General features: G+C 38.3%; 25 protein-coding genes. 18 read left to right on the top strand and 7 right to left on the bottom strand.

All coding sequences use genetic code 11. The features are described 5' to 3' along the window. Positions 1–5 precede the first annotated feature (5 nt). The 14 genes from lepA (at position 6) to lacG (ending at position 13,906) form a co-directional block, all read left to right on the top strand. The gene (lepA, locus tag O3643_RS02050) at positions 6–1,829 is read left to right on the top strand and encodes a translation elongation factor 4 (RefSeq protein WP_036757546.1); all 1,824 of its coding nucleotides are present in this window, start codon (positions 6–8) and stop codon (positions 1,827–1,829) included. A 73-nt stretch (positions 1,830–1,902) separates the two neighbouring features. Beyond that, positions 1,903–2,514, top strand: coding sequence for a hypothetical protein (locus O3643_RS02045; RefSeq protein ID WP_371499489.1), 612 nt, complete (start codon positions 1,903–1,905; stop codon positions 2,512–2,514). 185 nt (positions 2,515–2,699) lie between these two features. Next, complete coding sequence (locus O3643_RS02040; protein ID WP_254804068.1) at positions 2,700–3,176, top strand: PTS sugar transporter subunit IIA; 477 nt, start codon at positions 2,700–2,702, stop codon at positions 3,174–3,176. A gap of 41 nt (positions 3,177–3,217) precedes the next feature. After that, positions 3,218–3,523, top strand: a complete 306-nt coding sequence (locus O3643_RS02035; RefSeq protein ID WP_006151856.1) for a PTS sugar transporter subunit IIB — start codon at positions 3,218–3,220, stop codon at positions 3,521–3,523. 44 nt (positions 3,524–3,567) lie between these two features. Continuing rightward, positions 3,568–5,043 carry a PTS galactitol transporter subunit IIC gene (locus O3643_RS02030; protein ID WP_281137220.1) on the top strand — a complete coding sequence of 492 codons (1,476 nt, stop codon included), beginning with the start codon at positions 3,568–3,570 and terminating at the stop codon, positions 5,041–5,043. A 95-nt stretch (positions 5,044–5,138) separates the two neighbouring features. After that, positions 5,139–6,032 (top strand): aldose 1-epimerase family protein, encoded by an 894-nt coding sequence (locus O3643_RS02025; protein WP_371499486.1) that lies wholly within the window; start codon positions 5,139–5,141, stop codon positions 6,030–6,032. 263 nt (positions 6,033–6,295) lie between these two features. Then, positions 6,296–6,721 carry a galactose-6-phosphate isomerase subunit LacA gene (gene lacA, locus O3643_RS02020; protein WP_006148584.1) on the top strand — a complete coding sequence of 142 codons (426 nt, stop codon included), beginning with the start codon at positions 6,296–6,298 and terminating at the stop codon, positions 6,719–6,721. A gap of 148 nt (positions 6,722–6,869) precedes the next feature. Further along, positions 6,870–7,385, top strand: a complete 516-nt coding sequence (gene lacB / locus O3643_RS02015) for a galactose-6-phosphate isomerase subunit LacB (RefSeq protein ID WP_001216925.1) — start codon at positions 6,870–6,872, stop codon at positions 7,383–7,385. Between the two features lie 10 nt (positions 7,386–7,395). Then, a complete protein-coding gene (locus tag O3643_RS02010) occupies positions 7,396–8,325 on the top strand; it encodes a tagatose-6-phosphate kinase (protein WP_371499483.1) in 930 nt (309 codons plus the stop codon). Position 8,326: 1 nt separating this feature from the next. Beyond that, positions 8,327–9,307, top strand: a complete 981-nt coding sequence (gene lacD / locus O3643_RS02005; RefSeq protein ID WP_314943691.1) for a tagatose-bisphosphate aldolase — start codon at positions 8,327–8,329, stop codon at positions 9,305–9,307. A gap of 223 nt (positions 9,308–9,530) precedes the next feature. Then, positions 9,531–10,367, top strand: coding sequence for a PRD domain-containing protein (locus O3643_RS02000; protein ID WP_371499481.1), 837 nt, complete (start codon positions 9,531–9,533; stop codon positions 10,365–10,367). Positions 10,368–10,400: 33 nt separating this feature from the next. Next, on the top strand, positions 10,401–10,718 hold the full coding sequence (locus O3643_RS01995) for a PTS lactose/cellobiose transporter subunit IIA (protein WP_371499479.1): 318 nt from the start codon (positions 10,401–10,403) through the stop codon (positions 10,716–10,718). Beyond that, complete coding sequence (locus tag O3643_RS01990) at positions 10,718–12,412, top strand: lactose-specific PTS transporter subunit EIIC (protein WP_371499477.1); 1,695 nt, start codon at positions 10,718–10,720, stop codon at positions 12,410–12,412. The genes O3643_RS01995 and O3643_RS01990 overlap by 1 nt, the downstream gene beginning before the upstream one ends. Before the next feature lie 87 nt (positions 12,413–12,499). Then, positions 12,500–13,906 carry a 6-phospho-beta-galactosidase gene (lacG, locus tag O3643_RS01985; protein ID WP_371499475.1) on the top strand — a complete coding sequence of 469 codons (1,407 nt, stop codon included), beginning with the start codon at positions 12,500–12,502 and terminating at the stop codon, positions 13,904–13,906. Between the two features lie 39 nt (positions 13,907–13,945). Here lacG and O3643_RS01980 read toward each other — a convergent pair whose 3' ends face one another. The 4 genes from O3643_RS01980 to nrdH form a co-directional block, all read right to left on the bottom strand. Next, the gene (locus O3643_RS01980) at positions 13,946–14,713 is read right to left on the bottom strand and encodes a DeoR/GlpR family DNA-binding transcription regulator (RefSeq protein WP_371499473.1); all 768 of its coding nucleotides are present in this window, start codon (positions 14,711–14,713) and stop codon (positions 13,946–13,948) included. A gap of 130 nt (positions 14,714–14,843) precedes the next feature. After that, complete coding sequence (gene nrdF / locus O3643_RS01975) at positions 14,844–15,806, bottom strand: class 1b ribonucleoside-diphosphate reductase subunit beta (protein WP_006148574.1); 963 nt, start codon at positions 15,804–15,806, stop codon at positions 14,844–14,846. A 137-nt stretch (positions 15,807–15,943) separates the two neighbouring features. Beyond that, the gene (nrdE, locus tag O3643_RS01970; protein ID WP_371499471.1) at positions 15,944–18,103 is read right to left on the bottom strand and encodes a class 1b ribonucleoside-diphosphate reductase subunit alpha; all 2,160 of its coding nucleotides are present in this window, start codon (positions 18,101–18,103) and stop codon (positions 15,944–15,946) included. A gap of 69 nt (positions 18,104–18,172) precedes the next feature. Beyond that, positions 18,173–18,391 (bottom strand): glutaredoxin-like protein NrdH, encoded by a 219-nt coding sequence (nrdH, locus tag O3643_RS01965; RefSeq protein ID WP_036757515.1) that lies wholly within the window; start codon positions 18,389–18,391, stop codon positions 18,173–18,175. A gap of 360 nt (positions 18,392–18,751) precedes the next feature. Here nrdH and O3643_RS01960 point away from each other — a divergent pair, with 360 nt between their 5' ends. The 3 genes from O3643_RS01960 to udk all read left to right on the top strand — a co-directional run bounded on the left by O3643_RS01960 (position 18,752) and on the right by udk (position 21,512). After that, positions 18,752–19,015, top strand: a complete 264-nt coding sequence (locus O3643_RS01960) for a phosphocarrier protein HPr (protein WP_371499469.1) — start codon at positions 18,752–18,754, stop codon at positions 19,013–19,015. A 4-nt stretch (positions 19,016–19,019) separates the two neighbouring features. Beyond that, positions 19,020–20,753: a phosphoenolpyruvate--protein phosphotransferase gene (gene ptsP, locus O3643_RS01955; protein WP_225750492.1), complete on the top strand. Its 1,734-nt coding sequence runs from the start codon at positions 19,020–19,022 to the stop codon at positions 20,751–20,753. 120 nt (positions 20,754–20,873) lie between these two features. After that, positions 20,874–21,512, top strand: coding sequence for a uridine kinase (gene udk / locus O3643_RS01950; RefSeq protein ID WP_004253618.1), 639 nt, complete (start codon positions 20,874–20,876; stop codon positions 21,510–21,512). A gap of 34 nt (positions 21,513–21,546) precedes the next feature. Here the strand turns inward: udk and O3643_RS01945 are convergent, their stop codons facing one another. Genes O3643_RS01945 through coaB form a run of 3 tightly spaced genes read right to left on the bottom strand, consistent with a single transcriptional unit; the run spans position 21,547 to position 23,346 of the window. Continuing rightward, a complete protein-coding gene (locus tag O3643_RS01945; RefSeq protein WP_049496359.1) occupies positions 21,547–22,110 on the bottom strand; it encodes an ECF transporter S component in 564 nt (187 codons plus the stop codon). Beyond that, positions 22,094–22,645: a phosphopantothenoylcysteine decarboxylase gene (coaC, locus tag O3643_RS01940; protein WP_223338509.1), complete on the bottom strand. Its 552-nt coding sequence runs from the start codon at positions 22,643–22,645 to the stop codon at positions 22,094–22,096. Before coaC ends, O3643_RS01945 begins: the two co-directional genes overlap by 17 nt. A gap of 14 nt (positions 22,646–22,659) precedes the next feature. Beyond that, complete coding sequence (gene coaB, locus O3643_RS01935; RefSeq protein ID WP_371499466.1) at positions 22,660–23,346, bottom strand: phosphopantothenate--cysteine ligase; 687 nt, start codon at positions 23,344–23,346, stop codon at positions 22,660–22,662. Between the two features lie 234 nt (positions 23,347–23,580). Here coaB and O3643_RS01930 point away from each other — a divergent pair, with 234 nt between their 5' ends. Continuing rightward, entirely contained in the window at positions 23,581–25,251 is a 1,671-nt protein-coding gene (locus O3643_RS01930; RefSeq protein ID WP_371499464.1) for a formate--tetrahydrofolate ligase, read from the top strand. Positions 25,252–25,262: the final 11 nt, after the last annotated feature.

Here is a 25,262-nt window from a genome sequence, read left to right as displayed (position 1 = left end):
GAATCTTGAATTTAGAAGAATTGAAAAAACGTCAGGAGAAGATCCGAAACTTTTCCATTATCGCGCATATTGACCATGGGAAGTCAACATTGGCGGACCGTATTTTGGAGGCTACAGAGACGGTTTCTAGTCGTGAAATGCAAGCTCAGCTTCTTGATAGTATGGACCTAGAGAGAGAGCGTGGAATTACTATTAAACTCAATGCCATCGAGCTTAATTATACTGCCAAAGACGGCGAAACATATATTTTCCACCTGATTGACACACCAGGACACGTGGACTTCACTTATGAGGTATCGCGTTCTCTAGCTGCCTGTGAGGGTGCTATCTTAGTAGTCGATGCTGCCCAAGGGATTGAGGCTCAAACATTAGCTAACGTTTACCTTGCCTTAGATAATGATTTGGAGATCCTTCCAGTTATTAACAAGATTGACTTGCCTGCTGCAGATCCAGAGCGCGTGCGTACAGAAATTGAAGATGTCATTGGTCTGGATGCTAGTGAGGCTGTATTAGCTTCAGCAAAAGCTGGGATTGGAATTGAAGATATTTTAGAGCAAATTGTAGAAAAAGTTCCAGCACCAACTGGTGATGTATCAGCACCATTAAAAGCTTTGATTTTTGACTCAGTTTACGATGCTTATCGTGGCGTTATCCTCCAAGTTCGTGTCATGGATGGAGTTGTGAAGCCAGGTGATAAAATTCAGCTCATGAGCAATGGTAAAACCTTTGATGTTACTGAGGTCGGAATCTTCACACCCAAAGCTGTAGGACGTGACTTCCTTGCGACAGGTGACGTTGGTTATATTGCGGCATCTATCAAGACTGTTCAAGACACTCGTGTCGGTGATACAGTTACCTTGGCGGCAAACCCTGCTTCAGAACCCCTATCTGGATACAAGCAGATGAATCCGATGGTTTTCGCAGGTCTTTATCCAATCGAGTCAAATAAATACAATGACCTTCGTGAAGCCCTTGAAAAATTGCAGTTGAACGATGCTAGTCTTCAGTTTGAACCCGAAACATCGCAAGCTCTTGGATTCGGTTTCCGTTGTGGATTCTTGGGTCTTCTTCATATGGATGTTATTCAAGAACGTTTGGAACGTGAGTTCAACATTGACTTGATCATGACTGCACCATCCGTTATATACAAGGTCAATCAGACTGATGGCGAGTCTATGGATGTATCGAATCCATCCGAATTTCCTGATCCTACTAAAATTGCAACGATTGAAGAACCTTATGTTAAAGCACAAATCATGGTACCACAGGAATTTGTAGGAGCTGTTATGGAACTAGCTCAACGCAAACGTGGTGACTTTGTGACGATGGACTATATCGATGATAATCGTGTGAATGTTATCTACCAAATTCCACTTGCTGAAATTGTCTTTGATTTCTTTGACAAGCTCAAATCTTCAACACGTGGCTATGCAAGCTTTGACTATGAATTGTCAGAGTATCGTCCATCTAAACTGGTTAAAATGGATATCCTTCTCAATGGAGACAAGGTTGATGCACTCAGCTTTATCGTTCACAAGGACTTTGCTTATGAACGTGGGAAACTCATCGTTGATAAACTCAAGAAAATCATTCCACGTCAACAGTTTGAAGTTCCAATCCAAGCAGCTATTGGACACAAGATTGTAGCTCGTACAGATATCAAAGCTCTTCGTAAAAACGTTCTTGCCAAATGTTATGGAGGAGATGTTTCGCGTAAACGTAAACTTCTTGAAAAACAAAAGGCTGGTAAAAAGCGTATGAAAGCTATTGGATCAGTAGAAGTTCCTCAAGAAGCCTTCCTAAGTGTCTTGAGTATGGATGAAGAATAATTGATTCCTAATACAGTTATCTTTTGACACTTATCTTTTCTTTCATTAGAATAGAAGTGAAAGGAGAAGGGGCATGAAAAAAATCGTCAGCTTATCTACACTTTTAGTATGTTGCCTTTGCCTCGCTGCTTGTAATACTTCAAAATCTAAAAAAGAAGCAGCTTCAGATACAACAACAGTCCAGGAAACTACCACAGCTCAAGAAACAACAACTGTAGCCGAATCAACAATTAAAGATACACAGGTAATTGGGTCAGATGCTTATGGCTACGTAAAAGTGCCAAAATCATGGATTCATTTTACAGAAGTTGAGGGTGGTGATGATATTCAGTACTGTGATGGAACGGACATCAATATCGTAACCCTAAATACTTTTAAACCAGAGCACCTTGGTGTTAGTGAAAGTGAATATGCTGCTCTTGATGCTGTTCAAGTCTCTACTAGTGTTTATCAAACTAAACAACAAAGCAAGGATTTCTCTAAAGTTTGGGGATCTAAGTCAAAAATTGGTGGTTATGACGCCTATGTCGTAAACTGTATTGCTAAAAATGGTAAATATCTAGTGATCTGGATCTTTAAATCAGACGATGGTAAGTTTAGATACGTTTCTCTAGAAGGAACACCTGAAGTTTTAAAGGATATGCTTCCATTGATTGAACAAAGTTGGACTACGAAAAAAAATTAATAGATAAAAAAACAGGATGTATGTCCTGTTTTTTTCTATCTTTTTCAAAACTATTTAAAATTATTTGCTGTTTAAAATCAAACAAAAAAAATAAAAATCAAACAAAATGCAACAAAAAATATTGACAACGGTTTCATATAGTGATATACTTGTATCATAAAAGTTAAATATGAAGGGAGAAGGTCATGGGATTAGATCATTTCTTCAGCAAAGACTTAGTTTTTTGTTTAGAAGCAGATAATCAAGAGCAACTCTTTGATCAAGTTGCAACCCTATTGGAAGAAAAGAAAGTTGTTACGGATACCTATCGATCGGCATTGATTGAACGTGAAAAAATGTTCCCAACCGGTTTAGATATGGAATTTCTTGGGAAGGACTTGCCGAATGTAGCAATCCCTCACACAGACACGATTCATAATTTAACTGAAAACGTTGTTGTGGTACGCTTAGCGAAACCAGTAACATTCCACAACATGATTGCTCCTGACAAGGAAGTAGAAGTATCATTACTCTTCTTTATCATCAATAATTCAAGTTCGAGTCAAACTAATATTCTCGCTCAATTGATGGACTTCTTTACAGGTAATGGTCATCTAGAAGCACTTTCTAAGATTACAGAACCAGAAGCTTTGTTCCAGTATATCTCAGAAGCAACTGTTTAAATTCATAAATAAATAGTAAATAAAAATCGGAGGAAATCCAAATGATTAAAATTCTTGCTGCATGTGGTGCAGGTGTCAACTCAAGCCACCAAATTAAAAGCGCTCTAGAAGAAGAGCTCTCAAGCCGTGGTTACGATGTACAGTGTGACGCAGTTATGGTAAAAGATGTCAATGAAGACTTGATTAAAGGTTATGATATCTTCACACCAATTGCTGCAACTGACTTAGGTTTTGACCCTGGTATCCCAGTAGTAGAAGCTGGACCAATCTTGTTCCGTATTCCAGCAATGAGCGCTCCAGTATATGACAATATTGAAGCAGCAATCAAAGAACACGGATTAAGTTAATTATTATTTTGTAATTTTCCATAAAAATAAAGGGAGGAAAAATTATGGATTTCATTATCAATCTAGCCAACGATTTCTTTAAACCAATCTTGGCTATGGGTGGCCCTATCATCATGCTGATCATTTTGACAGTATTGGCCTTGCTTTTTGGAGTTAAATTCTCCAAAGCACTTGAAGGTGGTATCAAACTTGCCATCGCGCTTACTGGTATCGGTGCTATCATCGGAATGCTTAACGGAGCTTTCTCAGCTTCACTTGCAAAATTCGTTGAAAATACTGGTATTCAATTGAACATCACCGACGTTGGTTGGGCACCGCTTGCTACAATCACTTGGGGATCTGCATGGACTCTATACTTCTTGCTAGTTATGTTGATTGTCAACATTGTAATGCTTGCAATTAAGAAAACTGATACACTTGACGTTGATATCTTCGATATCTGGCACTTGTCTATCACAGGACTTTTGATTAAATGGTACGCTGACAACAATGGAGTTAGCCAAGGAGTTTCACTCTTCATCGCGACTGCAGCAGTTGTTCTTGTTGGGGTTCTTAAAATCATCAACTCTGACTTGATGAAACCAACATTTGACGACCTTCTTAACGCACCAAGTTCATCACCAATGACTTCAACTCACATGAACTACATGATGAACCCAGTTATCATGGTTTTGGATAAGATTTTTGATAAATTCTTCCCAGGTCTTGATAAATACGACTTTGACGCTGCTAAATTGAACAAACGAATCGGTTTCTGGGGATCTAAATTCTTCATCGGTTTCATCCTTGGTATCGTTATCGGTTTGATGGGTACTCCACATCCAGTTGCTGGAGTAGAAGATGCATCTTCATGGGAACTTGTTATTAAAGGCTGGTTGTCACTTGGTTTGACTGCCGGTGTCTGCTTGGAGCTCTTCTCATTGATCGGTTCATGGTTCATCGCAGCCGTAGAACCACTTTCACAAGGTATTACAAACGTTGCTACTAAACGTCTTCAAGGACGTAAATTCAACATCGGTCTTGACTGGCCATTTATCGCTGGTCGTGCTGAAATCTGGGCTTGTGCTAACGTACTTGCACCAATCATGTTGGTTGAAGCAGTGCTTCTTTCAAATGTCGGAAATGGTATCTTGCCACTTGCTGGTATCATCGCTATGGGTGTAACTCCAGCTCTCTTGGTAGTTACTCGTGGTAAATTGCTCCGTATGATTATCTTCGGAACTCTCTTGTTGCCACTCTTCCTTCTTTCAGGTACACTTATCGCACCATTCGCAACTGAACTTGCTAAAGGTGTAGGTGCCTTCCCAGAAGGTGTGAACCAATCACAATTGATTACTCACTCAACTCTTGAAGGACCAATCGAAAAACTATTTGGTTGGGCAATTGGTAACGCTACAACTGGTGATATCAAAGCTATCCTTGGCGCATTAGTATTCCTTGTATTCTACGTTGGTATCTTTGCATGGTACAGAAAACAAATGATTAAACGTAATGAAGAATACGCAGCAAACGCAAAATAATTTGCTCCTAAAAATGTAAATTGTAAGAACTAGGTTGTCAGTTTCCACTATGGAGCAGTCAGCCTAGTTTTTTTAGAGAATTGGAGGTAAGACTTATGATTGTATTAAAATCAGATCAATTAAATGTTGAGTTTCAAACGCTTGGAGGCGCCCTTTCTTCCATAAAGGACAAGGAAGGCGTAGAGTATTTGTGGCAGGGGGATCCAACTTATTGGAGTGGACAAGCGCCTGTATTATTCCCAATATGTGGTTCAGTAAGAAATGATACGGTCCTTTATGATAAGGAAGATGGTAGTCAAAAAGAAGGAAAAATTCCTCGACATGGCTTAGTACGAAAAAAAGATTTTACATTAGTAGAACAAACAGATAATTCTGTTATATTCGCTATCGAAGACGATGAAGAAATGTATGCAAATTACCCTTATCATTTTCGTTTAGAAATCACTTATACAGTCAATGGGAAAACCATACGTACTCAGTATAAAATCTATAATAAAGAATCAGAAAAGAGTATGCCATATTTTATCGGTGGGCATCCTGGTTTTAACTGTCCCTTACTAGATGACGAGGTATATGAAGATTACTATCTTGAATTTGAAAAGCCAGAAACATGTACAGTTCCAAAACCTTTCCCAGAAACAGGAATGTTGGATTTCAAAGATAGAAGTTCTTGGTTAAACAATAAAAAAGAAATAGACTTGAATTATGACTTTTTTAGCTATGATGCTGTGACATTAGATGAGTTGAAATCTCGAACAGTAGCTTTGCGTTCACGAAAACATAATAAAGGTTTGAAACTAAATTTTAAAGAGTTTCCATATTTAATCGTATGGTCAACTCTTAATAAAGGGCCTTTTATTGCCTTGGAACCATGGTCAGGTTTGTCTACTTCAATAGAAGAAGGAGATAGACTGGAAGATAAGAAAGATGTTAAGATTATAAAACCTAGTGATTTTGATCAGGTTGGATTTGATATTGAGATTTTATAAAAAAATAAACAAAAACAAACATAAATTGTTGACTTTTCCAACTAATAGTAGTATATTATGTTTATAAAGAACAATTTGTGTTTATTTTAACAAGATTACTGTTCTTGCTTTTCTCTGAAGAAAGCTTATTAAGAAACGAATAAGATATTTGTTCTTAATTTAAATTATTGTCAACAAAACTACTAGTAACTATTTGAGAAAGGTCTCTTTTAGGCTAGAATCAAAAAGTTTTACTGGTCTATTATAAAAAAGGAGTATACAATATGGCTATTGTTATTGGTGCAGATGCTGCAGGTTTAAGATTGAAAGAAGTTGTAAAAGACTTCTTGGAAAAAGAAAACTTCCACGTAGTGGATGTTACAGCAGAAGGTCAAGACTTTGTTGATGTGACTCTAGCAGTTGCGGAAGAAGTCAAGAAAGAAGAACAGAACCTTGGTATCGTCATTGATGCTTATGGTGCAGGTCCATTTATGGTTGCTACTAAAATCAAAGGAATGGTTGCTGCAGAAGTTTCTGATGAACGTTCAGCTTATATGACTCGCGGTCACAACAACTCACGTATGATTACGATGGGGGCTCAACTTGTTGGTGATGAATTAGCTAAAAACATTGCTAAAGGCTTTGTAAATGGTAAATACGACGGCGGTCGTCACCAAATCAGGGTCGACATGTTGAACAAAATGTGCTAATACTCTTCAAAAATCAAGATAATCTGTCGTCAGCTCACTTTAGCTAACCTCAGTTATGCTCGCAGCTCGCTTCCTAAGCTAATCTTGATTTTTCTTGAGTTAGGATAAATGATATTAGATTTATACAATTAATCGGAGGGAATAACTAATGAGAATTGCAATCGGATGTGACCACATCGTAACAAATGAAAAAATGGCTGTTTCAGAATTTTTGAAATCAAAAGGACATGAAGTTATCGACTTTGGTACTTATGACCACGCTCGTACCCACTATCCAATCTTTGGTAAAAAAGTTGGTGAAGCAGTAGTTAGTGGCCAAGCTGATCTTGGTGTATGTATCTGTGGTACTGGTGTAGGTATCAATAATGCTGTTAACAAGGTTCCTGGTGTTCGTTCAGCATTAGTTCGTGACATGACAACAGCTCTTTATGCTAAAGAACAATTGAATGCCAACGTAATCGGATTTGGTGGTAAAATCACTGGTGAATTGCTCATGTGTGATATCATTGAAGCTTTCATCAACGCTGAATACAAACCATCAGAAGAAAACAAAAAATTGATCGCTAAAATCCAACACGTTGAAACTCATAACGATCATCAAACTGATGCCAACTTCTTTACAGAGTTCCTTGAAAAATGGGATCGTGGTGAATACCACGACTAAGAGGTGACTTATGATTTTAACAGTCACAATGAACCCATCCATTGATATTTCCTATCCTTTGGATGAATTGAAAATTGACACTGTCAACCGTGTTGTAGATGTAACTAAGACGGCCGGTGGTAAAGGTCTTAACGTTACTCGTGTCCTATCAGAATTTGGTGACTCCGTAGTCGCAACAGGACTTGTCGGTGGTAAACTTGGTGATTTTTTAGTAGAGAATATTGATGATAAAGTAAGCAAACGTTTCTTCTCTATTCAAGGTGAAACCCGTAACTGTATCGCAATTCTACATGGAGAAAACCAAACAGAAATCCTAGAAAAAGGTCCTGAAGTTCAAGAAAAAGAAGGTCAAGATTTCTTGGCTCATTTCAAAGAACTTTTAGAAACTGTAGAGGTAGTGGCCATTTCAGGTAGTCTACCTGCAGGACTTCCAGTGGATTATTATGCTAGTCTGGTTGAACTTGCTAACCAAGCTGGTAAACCTGTTGTCTTGGACTGTTCAGGCGCTGCACTTCAAGTGGTTCTTGAATCTCCACATAAGCCAACAGTTATCAAACCAAATAATGAAGAATTATCTCAACTTTTAGGAAGAGAAATTTCTAAAGACTTGGATGAATTAAAAGAAGTCCTTCAAGAACCACTATTTGATGGAATCGAGTGGATTATCGTTTCCTTAGGTGCTAATGGAGCATTCGCTAAACACGGTAACACTTTCTACAAAGTAGATATTCCAAGAATTCAAGTAGTAAATCCAGTCGGTTCTGGCGATTCTACAGTGGCAGGTATTGCTTCAGGGCTTTTCCATAAAGAAACGGATCAAGAACTGTTGATCAAGGCAAATGTCCTTGGGATGCTTAATGCTCAAGAAAAAATGACCGGTCATGTCAATTTGGCCAACTATCAAGGTCTATACGACCAATTAATTGTAAAAGAGGTATAAAATGGTTTTAACAGAAAATAAACGCGCTTGTATGCAAAAACTCTCTGATGAGAATGGTATCATCTCAGCTCTCGCCTTTGACCAACGTGGTGCTTTGAAACGCCTCATGGCTCAATACCAAACAGAAGAGCCGACAGTTGCTCAAATGGAAGAACTTAAAGTATTGGTAGCAGATGAATTGACTAAATATGCTTCATCTATGCTACTTGACCCTGAGTACGGACTTCCAGCTACAAAAGCTCTTGATCCAAATGCTGGTCTTCTCCTTGCTTATGAGAAAACTGGATACGATACAACAAGTACAAAACGCTTGCCAGACTGCTTGGACGTTTGGTCTGCAAAACGTATCAAAGAACAAGGTGCAGATGCCGTTAAATTCTTGCTTTACTATGACGTAGATAGCTCTGACAAACTCAACCAACAAAAACAAGCCTACATTGAACGTATTGGTTCTGAGTGTGTAGCTGAAGATATTCCATTCTTCCTTGAAATCTTGGCTTACGATGAAAAGATTGCGGACGCAGGTTCTGCAGAATACGCTAAAGTAAAACCACGCAAGGTTATCGGTGCTATGAAGGTCTTCTCAGACCCACGCTTTAACATCGATGTCTTGAAAGTGGAAGTTCCAGTTAACGTGAAATACGTTGAAGGATTTGGCGATGGCGAAATCGTTCATACACGTGAAGAAGCAGCAGACTTCTTTAAAGCTCAAGACGAAGCTACTAACTTGCCATACATCTACTTGAGTGCAGGTGTATCAGCTAAGCTCTTCCAAGAAACTCTTGTATTTGCCCACGAATCAGGCGCAAACTTCAATGGTGTTCTTTGCGGACGTGCAACATGGGCTGGATCAGTTGAAGCTTATATCAAAGACGGTGAAGCAGCTGCTCGCGAATGGCTTCGTACAACTGGTTTTGAGAACATTGATGAACTAAACAAAGTTCTTAAAACAACAGCAACTTCATGGACTGAACGTGTATAAACTCCCTATATCTGTCTTTTAAATCTACTAATATTAAAAAAAGTTGTATGTAAAGGTTTACAAATTTAAAAACTTGTGCTATACTTAAGTCACAAGTTAATAAGAGTGAGTGTTACTAAGTAATATTAGGCATGATCACAGATGACTCAGAAATTTATTTTCAGGGTCATTTGTGGTCATTTTTTATGCTCTAGCTCTTAAATGAGAGAACAAGGAGGTCGACATGTATCGGATATTAAATCCAATGAATAACAATGTTTCTCTTGTGCGGAATAGCAAGGGAGAGGAGTTGATCGTAGTCGGTAAGGGTATTTCGTTTGGTAAGAAGAAAGGCGATTTGATTTCCGAAAATCAAGTCGAAAAAGTCTTTCGGATGAAGACTGAAGAATCTCGAGAAAATTTTATGACTTTACTCAAGGATGTTCCGTTAGACTTTATTACCGTTACTTATGAAATTATTGATAATCTTTCAAAAAAATACCAATATCCTGTTCAAGAGTACCTCTACGTAACCTTAACAGACCATATCTATTGTTCTTATCAAGCGATTAGACAAGGGCGTTATAAGGATAGTAATTTACCTGATATTTCAAAGGAGTATCCTATTGCTTTTCAAATAGCTCAAGAGTCTTTTGAAATCTATAATAGTAAACTATCTGGTAATTTACCAAAAGATGAAATAAAAAGAATAGCCTACCACTTTATTAATGCCGAGGGTGAGAATGAGGTAGAAGTTCCAGAAGCTATTGATAAGAGAAAGGAAATCATAAAGAAGGTTGAGAGTCTTCTCAGGAGCTATAACATTCAAAGAACCCAAGAAAATAATAATTTCTACGATCGTTTTATGATTCATCTAAATTATTTCTTGGATTACCTTGATCGTAGTCGCGATGATAATCAATCCTTGCTCGATATGGAAGAACATATAAAAAACACCTATCCAGAAGCATTCGAGATTGGTAGTAAAATTTATGAAGTTATTGCACAGGAAACGGGTGTTGACCTTTATAAGAGTGAACGAGTTTACCTTGTTCTACATATTCAACGTTTATTGTCATAATATTTACAAAAATTATATAAGGAGAAATCTATCATGAATAGAGAAGAAGTAACATTGTTAGGTTTTGAGATTGTTGCCTATGCTGGCGATGCTCGTTCAAAACTATTGAAAGCCTTGAAGGCTGCTGAAGCTGGTGATTTTGCAAAAGCGGACGCTCTGGTAGAGGAAGCTGGTAGCTGTATTGCTGAAGCCCATCACGCGCAAACAAGTCTATTGACTAAGGAAGCTTCAGGTGAAGATTTAGCCTATAGCGTGACCATGATGCATGGCCAAGATCACCTGATGACAACAATCTTGCTAAAAGATTTGATGCATCATTTAATTGAACTTTATAAAAGAGGAGCTAAATAATGAATAAGTTAATTGCCTATATCGAGAAAGGAAAGCCTTTCTTTGAAAAACTATCTCGAAATATCTATCTTCGTGCTATTCGTGATGGATTTATCGCTGGGATGCCAGTCATTCTATTCTCAAGTATTTTTATCTTGATTGCCTTTGTGCCTAATTCATGGGGATTTGTATGGTCTGATGATGTTGTAGCGCTTTTGATGAAACCTTATAGCTATTCAATGGGTATTCTCGCACTTTTGGTTGCTGGTACAACTGCTAAATCATTAACAGACTCTGTTAACCGTAGCATGGAAAAAACCAACCAAATCAACTATATGTCAACTCTATTAGCTGCTATTGTTGGGTTATTGATGTTGGCAGCTGACCCAATTGAAGGGGGCTTTGCAACAGGTTTCCTCGGAACAAAAGGTTTGCTTTCAGCTTTTCTAGCAGCCTTTGTGACTGTAGCAATCTATAAGGTTTGTGTGAAGAATAATGTTACTATTCGAATGCCTGATGAAGTTCCACCAAATATCTCACAGGTCTTTAAAGATGTTATTCCATTTACGCTTTCTGTCGTTTCCCTTTACGGTCTTGACTTACTTGCTCGTCATTTTGTTGGTGCAAGCGTAGCAGAATCAATCGGTAAATTCTTTGCGCCTCTATTCTCAGCAGCAGACGGTTATGTTGGTATTACGATTATTTTCGGTGCCTTTGCATTCTTCTGGTTTATTGGTATTCACGGCCCATCTATCGTTGAGCCTGCGATTGCAGCGATCACTTATGCAAATGCCGAAGTCAACTTGAACCTCCTTCAACAAGGTATGCACGCTGATAAGATCCTTACATCTGGTACACAAATGTTTATCGTCACTATGGGTGGTACTGGTGCAACTCTTGTGGTTCCATTCATGTTTATGTGGTTGTGTAAATCAAAACGAAATCGTGCTATTGGACGCGCTTCAGTAGTTCCTACATTCTTCGGTGTAAACGAACCAATCTTGTTTGGTGCACCGCTTGTTTTGAACCCAATCTTCTTTATCCCATTCATCTTTGCACCAATTGCAAACGTATGGATCTTTAAGTTCTTTATTGAAACACTTGGCATGAACTCATTTACTGCCAACCTTCCATGGACTACACCAGGACCTCTTGGTATTGTTCTTGGTACAAACTTCCAGTTCTTATCATTCGCTCTTGCAGCATTGTTAATTGTAGTAGATATTGTTATCTACTATCCATTCCTCAAGGTTTATGATGAACAAATTCTTGAAGAAGAACGTTCAGGTAAAGCTAATGATGAATTAAAAGAAAAAGTAGCTGCAAACTTTAACACTGCAAAAGCAGATGCTATTCTTGAAAAAGCTGGAGTAGATTCAGCACAAAATACAATTACTGAAGAAACAAACGTCCTCGTTCTTTGTGCGGGTGGAGGAACAAGTGGTCTTCTTGCCAATGCTTTGAATAAAGCCGCAGAAGAGTATAAAGTTCCAGTTAAAGCTGCAGCAGGTGGTTATGGAGCCCACCGTGAAATGTTGCCAGAATTTGACCTTGTTATCTTGGCGCCTCAGGTTGCTTCCAACTTCGAAGATATGAAAGCTGAAACTGACAAATTAGGTATCAAACTTGCTAAGACAGAAGGTGCACAGTACATCAAGTTAACACGTGATGGAAAAGGTGCTCTCGCATTCGTTCAGGCGCAATTTGAAGAATAAGAACTAAAAAGTGAGATGGAGATGGATGGCTCACTAACTCCTCTCCCCTCACTTTTCATTTTATCAAATCAAGAAATAGGTGAAAAAATGACAAAAACACTTCCTAAAGATTTTATTTTTGGTGGGGCAACTGCTGCCTATCAAGCAGAAGGAGCTACCCATACTGACGGAAAAGGACCAGTTGCTTGGGACAAATACTTAGCTGATAACTATTGGTATACAGCAGAACCAGCAAGTGATTTCTACCATAAATATCCAGTAGACTTACAGTTGGCTGAAGAATATGGCGTCAATGGTATTCGTATTTCAATCGCTTGGTCACGTATTTTCCCAACTGGTTATGGTGAAGTCAATCAGAAAGGGGTTGAATTCTACCACAATCTATTTGCGGAATGCCACAAACGCCATGTGGAGCCTTTTGTAACCCTCCATCACTTTGATACACCAGAAGCCCTTCACTCAAATGGGGACTTCTTAAATCGTGAGAATATGGACCATTTCGTTGATTATGCAGCCTTCTGTTTTGAAGAATTCCCAGAAGTCAACTACTGGACAACCTTCAATGAAATTGGCCCAATCGGAGATGGTCAATACTTAGTAGGAAAATTCCCTCCAGGGATTCAGTATGACCTTGCCAAAGTTTTCCAATCACACCACAATATGATGGTTTCTCATGCACGTGCTGTGAAATTATATAAAGATAAAGGATATAAAGGCGAAATTGGTGTCGTTCACGCGTTACCAACTAAATATCCATTAGATCCTAAGAACCCTGCCGATGTTCGAGCGGCTGAATTGGAAGATATCATCCATAACAAGTTTATTCTAGATGCAACCTACCTCGGACACTATTCAGATGCAACCATGGAAGGTGTAAATCACATTCTTTCAGTTAATGGTGGTAGCTTGGATCTTCGTGACGAAGACTTTGCAGCGCTTGAAGCAGCTAAAGATTTGAACGACTTCCTTGGAATTAACTACTACATGAGTGACTGGATGGAAGCCTTTGATGGTGAAACTGAAATCATCCACAATGGTAAAGGGGAGAAAGGAAGCTCTAAATACCAAATCAAAGGTGTTGGTCGTCGTGTAGCTCCTGACTATGTACCTCGTACTGACTGGGACTGGATTATTTATCCTCAAGGGCTGTATGATCAAATCATGCGTGTCAAAAAAGATTATCCAAACTACAAGAAGATCTACATCACTGAAAACGGACTTGGATACAAAGATGAATTTGTGGACAACACTGTTTACGATGATGGCCGTATCGATTATGTGAAACAACATTTGGAAGTATTGTCTGATGCGATTGCCGATGGTGCAAACGTCAAAGGATACTTCATCTGGTCATTGATGGACGTCTTCTCATGGTCTAATGGTTATGAAAAACGTTACGGACTCTTCTACGTTGATTTTGATACACAAGAACGCTATCCTAAGAAATCTGCACATTGGTACAAGAAATTAGCTGAAACTGGCCTTATTGAGTAGATGTAACGATAAAAAAAGTCTCACCAATGGTGAGACTTTTTAAGGTGTCGATTTAATAATCTTTGTTTGTTTGGACAAAGTTTTTAGGGTTTCTTGGTTAAGTTTTGAATCTGAAATAATCGTATCAATATCAGCGATATTATAGAAAGTGTAAAAATCAAACTTATTAAATTTACTGTGGTCAGCAAGAAGAATCTTTTTATTAGCATTATTTAATGCTAGCTTTTGGACTTCGCCTTCATCTTCGCTAAAAGTAGCGATAGCATGATCTTTTATACCATTGCAACTAACAAAAGCTTTAGAGAATTGAAGACTTTCGATATCTTGGAGCGTTAAGGTTCCGACAAAGGCACCAGTGATTTCTCGATAATTTCCACCAATCAAAATTAAATCAGTCAGTTTTCGTTCATTCAAGATAATGAAAACAGGAAGGCTATTTGTTACTACACGAATATTATCTATCGGAAGTTCACGCGCAAAGAACTCAAGAGTAGTACCTGGACCGATAAAAATCGTTTCTCTTTCTTCGACTAAATGACCAGCAAATTTTGCGATTTCTTGTTTTTCAGCTATCTGAAGACCTTGTTTTTCGATATTCGAGCGTTCATTTGCTAATAGAGAACCAGAACGAAGTTTTTCAGCGCCTCCATGCACTCGAACAAGTAGATCCTTGTCAGCTAACTCTTGCAGATAACGTCGAGCAGTCATGTCAGAAATATCTAAACGATTCATTATTTCTTTGACTGTGATAGTTCCTCTTGTATTGACAATCTCTAAAATCACATCTAGTTTTTCTTGTTTTAGCATTGAATCACCCCCATTTTCAATATCATTTTATCACATTTTAAACATCTAAGCAACTTAAATAAAACAATAATAAACAAAAACAAAAAACATCTGTGTTTGTTTTTAACTCAGATGTTTTTATATTTTTTTATTAGTCTAATCCGTAGTTATAATCATCATCCTGCATAGCTTCAACTTCGCCAAGTAGATAACCATTACCAACTTGAGAGAAGAAGTCGTGGTTGGATGTACCAGTAGAAATCCCGTTCATAACGATTGGGTTTACATCGTCGGCTGAGTCAGGGAAGAGAGGATCTTGTCCTAGGTTCATAAGAGCTTTATTGGCGTTGTAACGAAGGAAAGTTTTAACCTCTTCAGTCCAACCAACACCATCATATAAACTCTCTGTATAACCTTCTTCATTTTCATAAAGTGTGTAGAGCAGGTCGTACATCCAGTCTTTTAACTTTTCTTGCTCTTCTTCTGGTAATTCGTTGAAACCAAGTTGGAATTTATAACCAATATATGTTCCATGAACTGACTCGTCCCGAATGATGAGTTTGATGATTTCAGCAACGTTTGCCAACTTGTTATTTCCTAGATAGTAGAGTGGAGTGAAGAAACCAGAGTAGAAGAGGAAGGTTTCAAGGAATACACTAGCCACTTTCTTTTCAAGTGGTGTTCCGTTAAGGTAAATCTCATTGATGATTTGTGCTTTTTTCTGAAGATATGGGTTTGTATCAGTCCATTCAAAGATTTCTTCAATCTCAGTCTTGGTATTCAAGGTTGAGAAAATAGAAGAATAAGATTTAGCGTGGACAGATTCCATAAATTGGATATTGTTAAAAACAGCTTCTTCGTGAGGAGTACGAATATCAGCGCGAAGAGCATTTACCCCTGTTTCAGACTGCATGGTATCCAAAAGTGTCAAACCGCCAAAGACTTTTCCTACCAAGTCTTTTTCTTGATTTGATAACTTTCTCCAGTCATCTAAGTCATTAGATAAGGGAATACGTGTATCCAACCAAAATTGCTCGGTTAGTTTTTCCCAGGTTGATTTATCGATGACATCTTCGATGGCATTCCAGTTAATGGCTTTGTAGTAAGTTTCCATTACAAATCTCTTTCTTTTGATTTTATTAAAATAGTGATGAATGTTCTAGCCTTGTATGATTGGGTTACCGCACAAAAAGTCGGTAGTCCGACTTTTTGATGTTACCTTATCTTTGTAAACAAGATTTTAGTGAGATTTTAAATCACACAGCTTTCACATTGGTTAGCACCAACTTCACCGCCGTCATCTGTGTAGGTACGAACGTAGTAGATAGACTTAATGCCCTTGTTAAAGGCGTAGTTACGAAGGATAGATAGGTCACGTGTTGTTTGTTTGTTCTCTTTCTTCCATTCATAAAGACCTGTTGGGATATCACTACGCATGAAGAGAGTGAGTGAAAGCCCTTGGTCTACGTGCTCAGTTGCAGCAGCATAGACATCGATAACTTTACGCATATCCATGTCATAGGCAGAAGTGTAGTAAGGAATAGTTTCAGTTGATAATCCTGCAGCAGGATAGTAAATCTTACCAATTTTCTTCTCTTGACGTTCTTCAATACGTTGAGTAATTGGGTGGATAGAAGCAGACACGTCATTGATGTAGCTGATAGAACCATTCGGCGCTACAGCAAGACGGTTTTGGTGGTAAAGTCCATCTGCTTTAACTTTATCACGAAGTTCAGCCCAATCAGCTGCAGACGGGATAAAGATTCCTTCAAAGAGTTCTTTAACACGATCAGATTTTGGAACAAATTGACCAGACGTATACTTATCGAAATAAGTACCATTTGCATAGTCTGACTTCTCAAAGTTGTGGAAGGTAATGCCACGTTCACGCGCAATATTGTTTGATTCTACCAAAGTCCAGTAATTCAAAAGCATAAAGTAGATGCTTGTAAATTCAACAGACTCAGGAGATCCATATTCGATTAATTGCTGAGCAAGATAGCTGTGAAGCCCCATGGCACCAAGTCCAAATGTATGAGCTTGGCTATTTCCGTGGTCAATAGTTGGAACAGCAACGATGTGAGAGCTATCTGTTACAAAGGTCAAAGCGCGAACCATTGCACGAATAGAACGTCCAAAGTCAGGTGATGTCATCATATTTACAACGTTTGTTGAACCAAGGTTACATGAAACATCAGTACCCATTTGAAGGAATTCTTGCGCATCGTTGATAAGACTTGGCTCTTGGACTTGAAGAATTTCTGAACACAAGTTACTCATGATAATCTTACCATCGACAGGGTTTGCGCGGTTAGCTGTATCAATATTTACTACGTAAGGATAGCCAGATTCTTGTTGCAATTTAGAAATTTCTGTTTCCAAATCACGGGCCTTAATTTTTGTCTTACGGATGTTTGGATTTGCCACCAATTCATCGTATTTTTCTGTGATATCGATGTAGTTAAAAGGTACACCATACTCTTTTTCAACAGAATAAGGACTGAAGAGGTACATTTCCTCGTTCTTACGTGCTAATTCGTAGAATTTATCTGGTACCACAACACCAAGTGAAAGAGTCTTGACACGAACTTTTTCATCAGCATTTTCTTTCTTAGTAGAAAGGAAAGCAATAATGTCTGGGTGGAAGACGTTAAGGTAAACAACCCCAGCCCCTTGACGTTGACCCAATTGGTTAGAGTAAGAGAAGCTGTCTTCGAAAAGCTTCATAACTGGTACGACACCAGAAGCAGCACCTTCATACCCTTTGATAGGTGCTCCAGCTTCACGAAGGTTGCTGAGGGAAATTCCGACACCACCACCGATACGTGAAAGTTGAAGAGCTGAGTTGATAGAACGTCCAATAGAGTTCATATCATCTGTTACCTGAATCAAGAAACAGGATACCAATTCACCACGACGTGCACGGCCCGCATTCAAGAAAGAAGGTGTAGCAGGCTGGTAACGCTGGTGGATGATTTCATTGGCAATATCAATTGCGATAGCTTCGTCACAATCAGCAAAGTAAAGAGCGTTAAAGAAGACACGGTCTTCCATGCTCTCAAGATAGTACTCTCCGTCATTAGTTTTCAAGGCATATTGATTGTAAAACTTGTATGCTGCCATGAAAGACTTGAATTGGAAGTTTTGATCCTTAATAAATTGGTAAAGCTCTTCTAAGAATTCTGGACGATATTTCTTGATAAACGCTGTTTCGATATAGTCTTGTTTAATAAGGTAATCGATTTTATCAGTGATAGAATCAAAAACCATAGAATTTGGCACAACATTTTCTTTAAAGAAAGCGTCCAAGGCTTCTTTATCTTTGTGGAGCATGATTTGTCCATTAACAGGACGGTTGATTTCATTATTTAGACGGAAGTATGTTACATCCTCAAGTTGTTTTAATCCCATAAAATTTCCTTTAATTCATTACAAAAGAAAGGCTTCTAAGATTGACATAGAAGCTTTTAATCCTGATACTTAAGCAAGTTCTTTAAGTTTTGCTGGTTGGAAACCAGAGAAAACTTCAGTTGGTGTTTGAATGATAGGAGCAGCGTTGAAGCCTAGCTCTTTAACTTGTTCAATAAATTCAGGTTGTTCATCAAGATTGATTTCGCGATATGCAATTTTGTTACTATCTAAGAATCGTTTGGTCATTTTACATTGAACACAATTGTTTTTAGAATAAACGGTTACCATTCTGTAACTCCTCTTTCAAAATTTAATTACTTCTTAAGTATATCAGAAAAAAAATCTTTGTCAACGAAGAAAAACTAAATATTGTAGATTTTTTTTAGATGATAGTTGTCTAAACACAATATATAGTGATTGTAAAAAATAAAACCCATAAATAACAGCGTTTTCTAAATGTTAAAATTATAAAAAACTACATGATGTATTTTGATACATAAAATAGAAGATTTTCAGCAAGTTATCTGAAAGGAAAAAGAAGAAATCCCATAAAATACTTGAAAAAAATCCTAGAAGGTGATATAATATCAAATTGTAAGGGTTATCAGATATAACTCAAAAAGAAAACATTTAAAGGAGAGTCAAATTATGGCTTCTAAAGATTTCCACGTAGTGGCAGAAACAGGTATTCACGCACGTCCAGCAACATTGTTGGTACAAACTGCTAGCAAATTTGCTTCAGATATTACTCTTGAGTACAAAGGTAAATCAGTTAACCTTAAATCTATCATGGGTGTTATGAGCCTTGGTGTTGGTCAAGGTGCTGACGTTACAATCGCTGCTGAAGGTGCAGACGCTGATGACGCTATCGCTGCTATCTCAGAAACAATGGAAAAAGAAGGATTGGCATAAGGATATGACAGAAATGCTTAAAGGAATCGCAGCATCTGATGGTGTTGCAGTTGCTAAAGCATATCTACTCGTTCAACCGGATTTATCATTCGAGACTATTACAGTCGAAGATACAAATGCAGAAGAGGCTCGTTTGGATGTTGCTCTTGAAGCTTCTCAAAACGAGCTTTCTCTTATCCGCGAGAAGGCTGTAGGTACGCTTGGTGAAGAAGCGGCGCAAGTATTTGACGCTCACTTGATGGTTCTTGCTGACCCTGAATTGATCGGTCAGATTAAAGAAACAATTCGTGCTAAGAAAGTAAATGCAGAAGCAGGTCTAAAAGAAGTTACAGACATGTTTATCACAATCTTTGAAGGCATGGAAGACAACCCATACATGCAGGAACGTGCAGCGGATATTCGCGACGTTACCAAACGTGTTTTGGCAAATCTTCTTGGCAAGAAACTGCCAAACCCAGCTTCAATCAATGAAGAAGTGATTGTGATCGCACATGACTTGACTCCGTCTGATACTGCTCAATTGGACAAAAACTTTGTAAAAGCTTTTGTAACAAACATTGGTGGACGTACAAGTCACTCAGCTATCATGGCTCGTACACTTGAAATTGCTGCTGTATTGGGTACAAACAACATCACTGAACTTGTAAAAGATGGTGACGTTTTGGCTGTTTCAGGTATTTCAGGTGAAGTCGTTATCAACCCAACTGAAGAACAAATTGCAGAATTCAAAGCAGCTGGTGAAGCTTACGCTAAACAAAAAGCTGAATGGGCTCTTTTGAAAGATGCTAAAACTGTTACTGCAGATGGTAAACACTTTGAGTTGGCAGCTAATATCGGTACACCTAAAGATGTTGAAGGTGTGAACGAAAATGGTGCTGAAGCTGTTGGTCTCTACCGTACAGAATTCTTGTACATGGATTCTCAAGATTTCCCAACGGAAGACGACCAATACGAAGCTTACAAAGCAGTTCTTGAAGGTATGAACGGTAAACCTGTTGTCGTTCGTACAATGGATATCGGTGGGGATAAAGAACTTCCTTACTTCGATCTTCCTAAAGAAATGAACCCATTCTTGGGCTACCGTGCTTTGCGTATCTCTATCTCAGAAACTGGTAACCAAATGTTCCGTACGCAATTGCGTGCATTGCTTCGTGCATCTGTTCACGGTAAATTGCGTATCATGTTCCCAATGGTTGCTTTGTTGAAAGAGTTCCGTACTGCTAAAGGTATCCTTGAAGAAGAAAAGGCTAAATTGCTTGCTGAAGGTGTCGCAGTTGCAGATGATATCCAAGTTGGTATCATGATTGAAATTCCTGCTGCAGCTATGCTTGCAGACCAATTTGCCAAAGAAGTTGATTTCTTCTCAATCGGTACAAACGACTTGATCCAATACACAATGGCTGCTGACCGTATGAACGAACAAGTTTCATACCTTTACCAACCATACAATCCATCAATCCTTCGCTTGATCAACAATGTTATCAAAGCAGCTCACGCTGAAGGTAAATGGGCTGGTATGTGTGGTGAGATGGCTGGTGACCAAACTGCTGTTCCACTTCTTGTCGGAATGGGCTTGGATGAGTTCTCAATGTCAGCTACTTCAGTACTTCGTACACGTAGCTTGATGAAGAAACTTGACACAGCTAAGATGCAAGAATACGCTAACCGTGCTCTTACTGAATGTTCAACAATGGAAGAAGTTCTTGAACTTTCAAAAGAATACGTTAACTTTGATTAAAAACATTAAAACCTTGTAGAACTAAACTACAAGGTTTTTTGTACGATGATTTCAAAAGTCCACCTGTAAATTTTTCTAAAAATATGGTAAAATAGACAAAGGAAAAATACGGAGGCAACTATGCAAAACAGACCAATCATTATCGGAGTAACAGGGGGATCTGGTGGAGGAAAAACCAGTGTTTCTAAAGCAATTTTATCGCATTTTCCCAACGAAAAAATTGCCATGATTGAGCATGATTCCTACTATAAAGATCAATCTCATTTAACCTTTGAGGAGCGTATTAAGACTAATTATGACCATCCTTTTGCTTTTGATACTGACTTGATGATTGCGCAAATTAAGGAATTGTTGGCAGGGCGTCCTGTTGATATTCCTACCTATGATTATGCTGCGCATACTAGAAGCTCGAAAACCTATCGTCAAGAACCTCAAGACGTCTTTATTGTAGAAGGAATTTTGGTTTTAGAAGACAAACGTCTTCGTGATTTGATGGATATCAAGATTTTTGTGGACACTGATGATGATGTTCGTATCATCCGTCGTATTAAACGCGATATGGAAGAACGTGGTCGTAGTTTGGATAGCGTCATTGATCAGTATCTTGGCGTCGTAAAACCTATGTATCATCAGTTTATCGAGCCAACAAAGCGTTATGCTGATATTGTGATACCTGAAGGTGTAACCAATACTGTAGCTATTGATTTACTGACAACAAAGATTGAGAAGATTTTAGAAGAAGCTCGTTTAGCTCAGTAATAGAAATAAAAAACTGTATCTATTGATACAGTTTTTATTGTTTAATTTTTTCAAGTCTCGGAACAATGACGAGAGTTAAGAGGGCTGAGATAATTAATTCTGCGATTGAATTTGTTGAGATAACAGTCGCTAATAGTTTTTGAATATTTCCATCAAAAACATTACCAAAGAGAAAGAAGATACCACCTAAGACAAAAACTGTATTCGTGAGTGAGCCAAGTGCACCTGCAAAGATGAGTCCAGCTCGACCCTTTAGTAGTTTATAGACGAAATAAGGTGTCAAACCGATTAAGATACGAGGAACAATTGCGATCACAACTGAATAGAAGTTACCATTTGGTACAAATGGTGAGAAGAGATAGCTTGTTGGCAGGATAGTGAGAGTATTAACCGTTAAGCTAAGCATTCCCATCAGAAAACCTAAAGTTGCACCGATTCTTGGTCCGTAGATAATACTTGCAATAATTACTGGAATGTGAACGATAGTTGGTTTGATTGGAAAGGGAAGTACATTAAATAAAATTGAGCTTAGTAAATGAATAACAATCATAATAGCAAAAAAGATAGCGATTGGAGCAATATTAGAGCGTTTGTTCATGAATTTTATCCTTTATTTCTTGTAAAATAGTTTTGAGATCAGCGAGAGCACCACGACCTGTATCCCCACAGGCCAGTAGAGAATCTTTGGGAGAAATAATAGTATAACCATAATCTTCTAAAGTTTTTAGATTAGCTTGGGTAGCAGGGTGGTCATACATCTTTGTGTTCATAGCTGGAGCCAATAGTTTGGGTACAAAGTGTGGCAAAGCAAGAGCAGTAGCAGTCACCATATTGTCAGCAAAACCGTGAGCTAATTTAGCGATTGTATTGGCTGTCGCAGGAACTACGATAAATAAATCTGTTTCTTTTCCTATTTGAATGTGATTCACTTGATCTGGAAAAGGTTCGTGCATGACATCGAGATGTACAGTATTTTGTGATAGTACTTGTAAAGTTAATGGCTGAATGAATTCTGTTGCTGACTGAGTCATAAGAACAGTAACAGAATGCCCCTGTTTTTTTAAAGAACTAACTAGGTCAACTGTCTTGTATGCAGCAATAGATCCTGTAATAGCGAGTGTAATACGGGCCATAAAATTCCTTTCTTTTAGTCATAACTTTTGATTTTCTCTATGAGTAAATCAGCAATTTCATGTTTACTCATAGCAGTTTGGAAAGAATGTTTTTCAACTAAGTAAGCCTTATGTTGCTCGCTACTAATCTGAGTAAGGTCGTTTGCGACGATTAAATCAGCTTGGTTCTTTTCAAGACTTTCCCTCGCAATTTGAATCAGATGTTCCTGGCTGACATCAACCAGTAATTTAAATCCAATCAGGTGAATTTTAGGATTCCATTCTTTAACAAGAGATATGATTTTTGGATTCTTCTTGAGAAATAGAACCTGAACGTCTTCCTTAGATGAGATTTTTGTTTCCTGATTTTTCTTATCTAAAAACTCTGTTAAATTTTGACTAGCTTCAACCTCATCAAAACCAGCCATATAGACAGGAGTGTAATCTGATACAGCCATAGAATGGATTAAGACCTGGTAATCCGTAACCTTATCTTTCATGACTTGCAGCAAATCAGCAGTATTTTTAATTTCGATGATGGTCAAGTTTGGATGATTAACTGGCTTAACTGCTTGAAGAGTGGTAATCAAACAAACTTCATGACCAGCCTTTAAAAGAGTTTCGGTGATAATTTTTCCAAGTTTACCGGAGGAGTGATTGGTAATAGAACGAACTCGATCTATTTTTTCACTTGTACCACCAGAAGTAACTAAAATTTTCATAGAACTATTGTACAAAAAAATGAGCATTAAGTAAAATGAAAGCGATGTAACAAGGGCCGAAAATAGGATGTTAATCCATAGTTAAAATCTATAAAGGCATATAAAAAATTAAATAGAGATAAAGAAAGTCTGTTATTTAGCGATATTTACGAACGTTACTAATCATAATGACTGTTAAAAATCTTGTTTTATGATATAATGAATTAACACATTAGAGGCTAGAGGAGTTTTTTTATGAAAACAGATATTGAAATTGCACAGAGTATTGAGTTAAAACCGATCGTTGATGTTGTTGAGAAACTCGGTATTTCATACGATGATTTGGAGTTGTATGGAAAGTACAAGGCTAAACTAAGCTTTGATAAAATTCGTGAAGTTGAAACCAATCCAGTTGGTAAGTTGATTCTTGTTACAGCTATCAACCCAACGCCAGCAGGTGAAGGAAAATCAACCATTACAATTGGTCTTGCTGATGCTTTGAACAATATTGGTAAGAAAACTATGATTGCAATCCGCGAACCTTCACTTGGCCCTGTTATGGGTATTAAAGGTGGAGCTGCTGGGGGTGGTTATGCCCAAGTGTTACCAATGGAAGACATTAACCTTCACTTTACTGGTGATATGCACGCAATCACAACTGCAAACAATGCTCTCTCTGCCTTGATTGACAATCACTTACACCAAGGAAATGAGCTAGGAATCGATCAACGTCGTATTCTCTGGAAACGTGTTGTTGACTTGAATGACCGTGCTCTTCGCCATGTAACTGTTGGTCTTGGTGGCCCGCTTAATGGTATTCCACGTGAAGATGGATTTGATATTACCGTGGCTTCAGAGATCATGGCTATCCTTTGCTTGGCAACTGATATTGAAGATTTGAAACGTCGTTTGGCTAATATCGTTATCGGCTACCGTTATGATCGCACACCAGTTTCAGTTGGTGATTTACAGGTTGAAGGTGCCTTGGCATTGATTTTGAAAGATGCTATTAAACCCAACTTGGTTCAAACAATCTATGGTACACCTGCATTCGTACACGGTGGCCCATTTGCCAATATTGCCCATGGTTGTAACTCTGTTTTGGCGACAAAAACAGCTCTTCGTTTAGCTGATTATACTGTAACAGAAGCTGGTTTTGGTGCAGACCTTGGTGCAGAGAAGTTCCTGGATATCAAGACTCCAAACTTGCCAACAGCTCCAAGTGCAGTAGTCATTGTGGCGACTCTTCGTGCCCTTAAAATGAATGGTGGAGTTGCTAAAGATGCTCTGACAGAAGAAAATGTAGAAGCAGTACGTGCTGGATTTGCAAACTTGAAACGCCACGTTGAGAATATCCGTAAGTTCGGTATTCCAGCGGTTGTTGCTATCAATGAATTTGTTTCTGATACAGAAGCTGAAATCGCAGCTTTGAAAGAACTGTGTGCTTCAATCGATGTACCAGTCGAATTAGCTAGCGTATGGGCTGATGGTGCTGAAGGAGGAGTTGCTCTAGCTGAAACTCTCGTAAAAACAATCGACGAAAACCCAGCAAACTACACACGTCTCTATGACAACGACCTTTCTGTTCAAGAAAAAATCGAAAAGATTGTTACTGAAATCTACCGTGGTAGCAAAGTAAACTTCGAAAAGAAAGCTCAAACACAAATCGCTCAAATCGTTCAAAACGGATGGGACAAATTACCAATCTGTATGGCTAAGACACAGTACAGTTTCTCAGATAATCCAAATGTACTTGGAGCACCTGAAAACTTTGAAATTACCATTCGTGAATTGGTACCAAAACTTGGTGCAGGCTTCATCGTTGCCTTAACTGGTGATGTCATGACTATGCCTGGACTTCCAAAACGTCCTGCCGCTCTCAACATGGATGTTGAAAGCGATGGAACTGTTCTTGGATTATTCTAATTCAAACACAA

This window comes from Streptococcus sp. 20925_1_44, assembly GCF_041432435.1.
GTDB classification, from domain to species: Bacteria; Bacillota; Bacilli; order Lactobacillales; family Streptococcaceae; genus Streptococcus; species Streptococcus infantis.
Note: the sequence above shows the minus strand (reverse complement) of the source record. Positions and strands in the feature narration are given on the sequence as shown.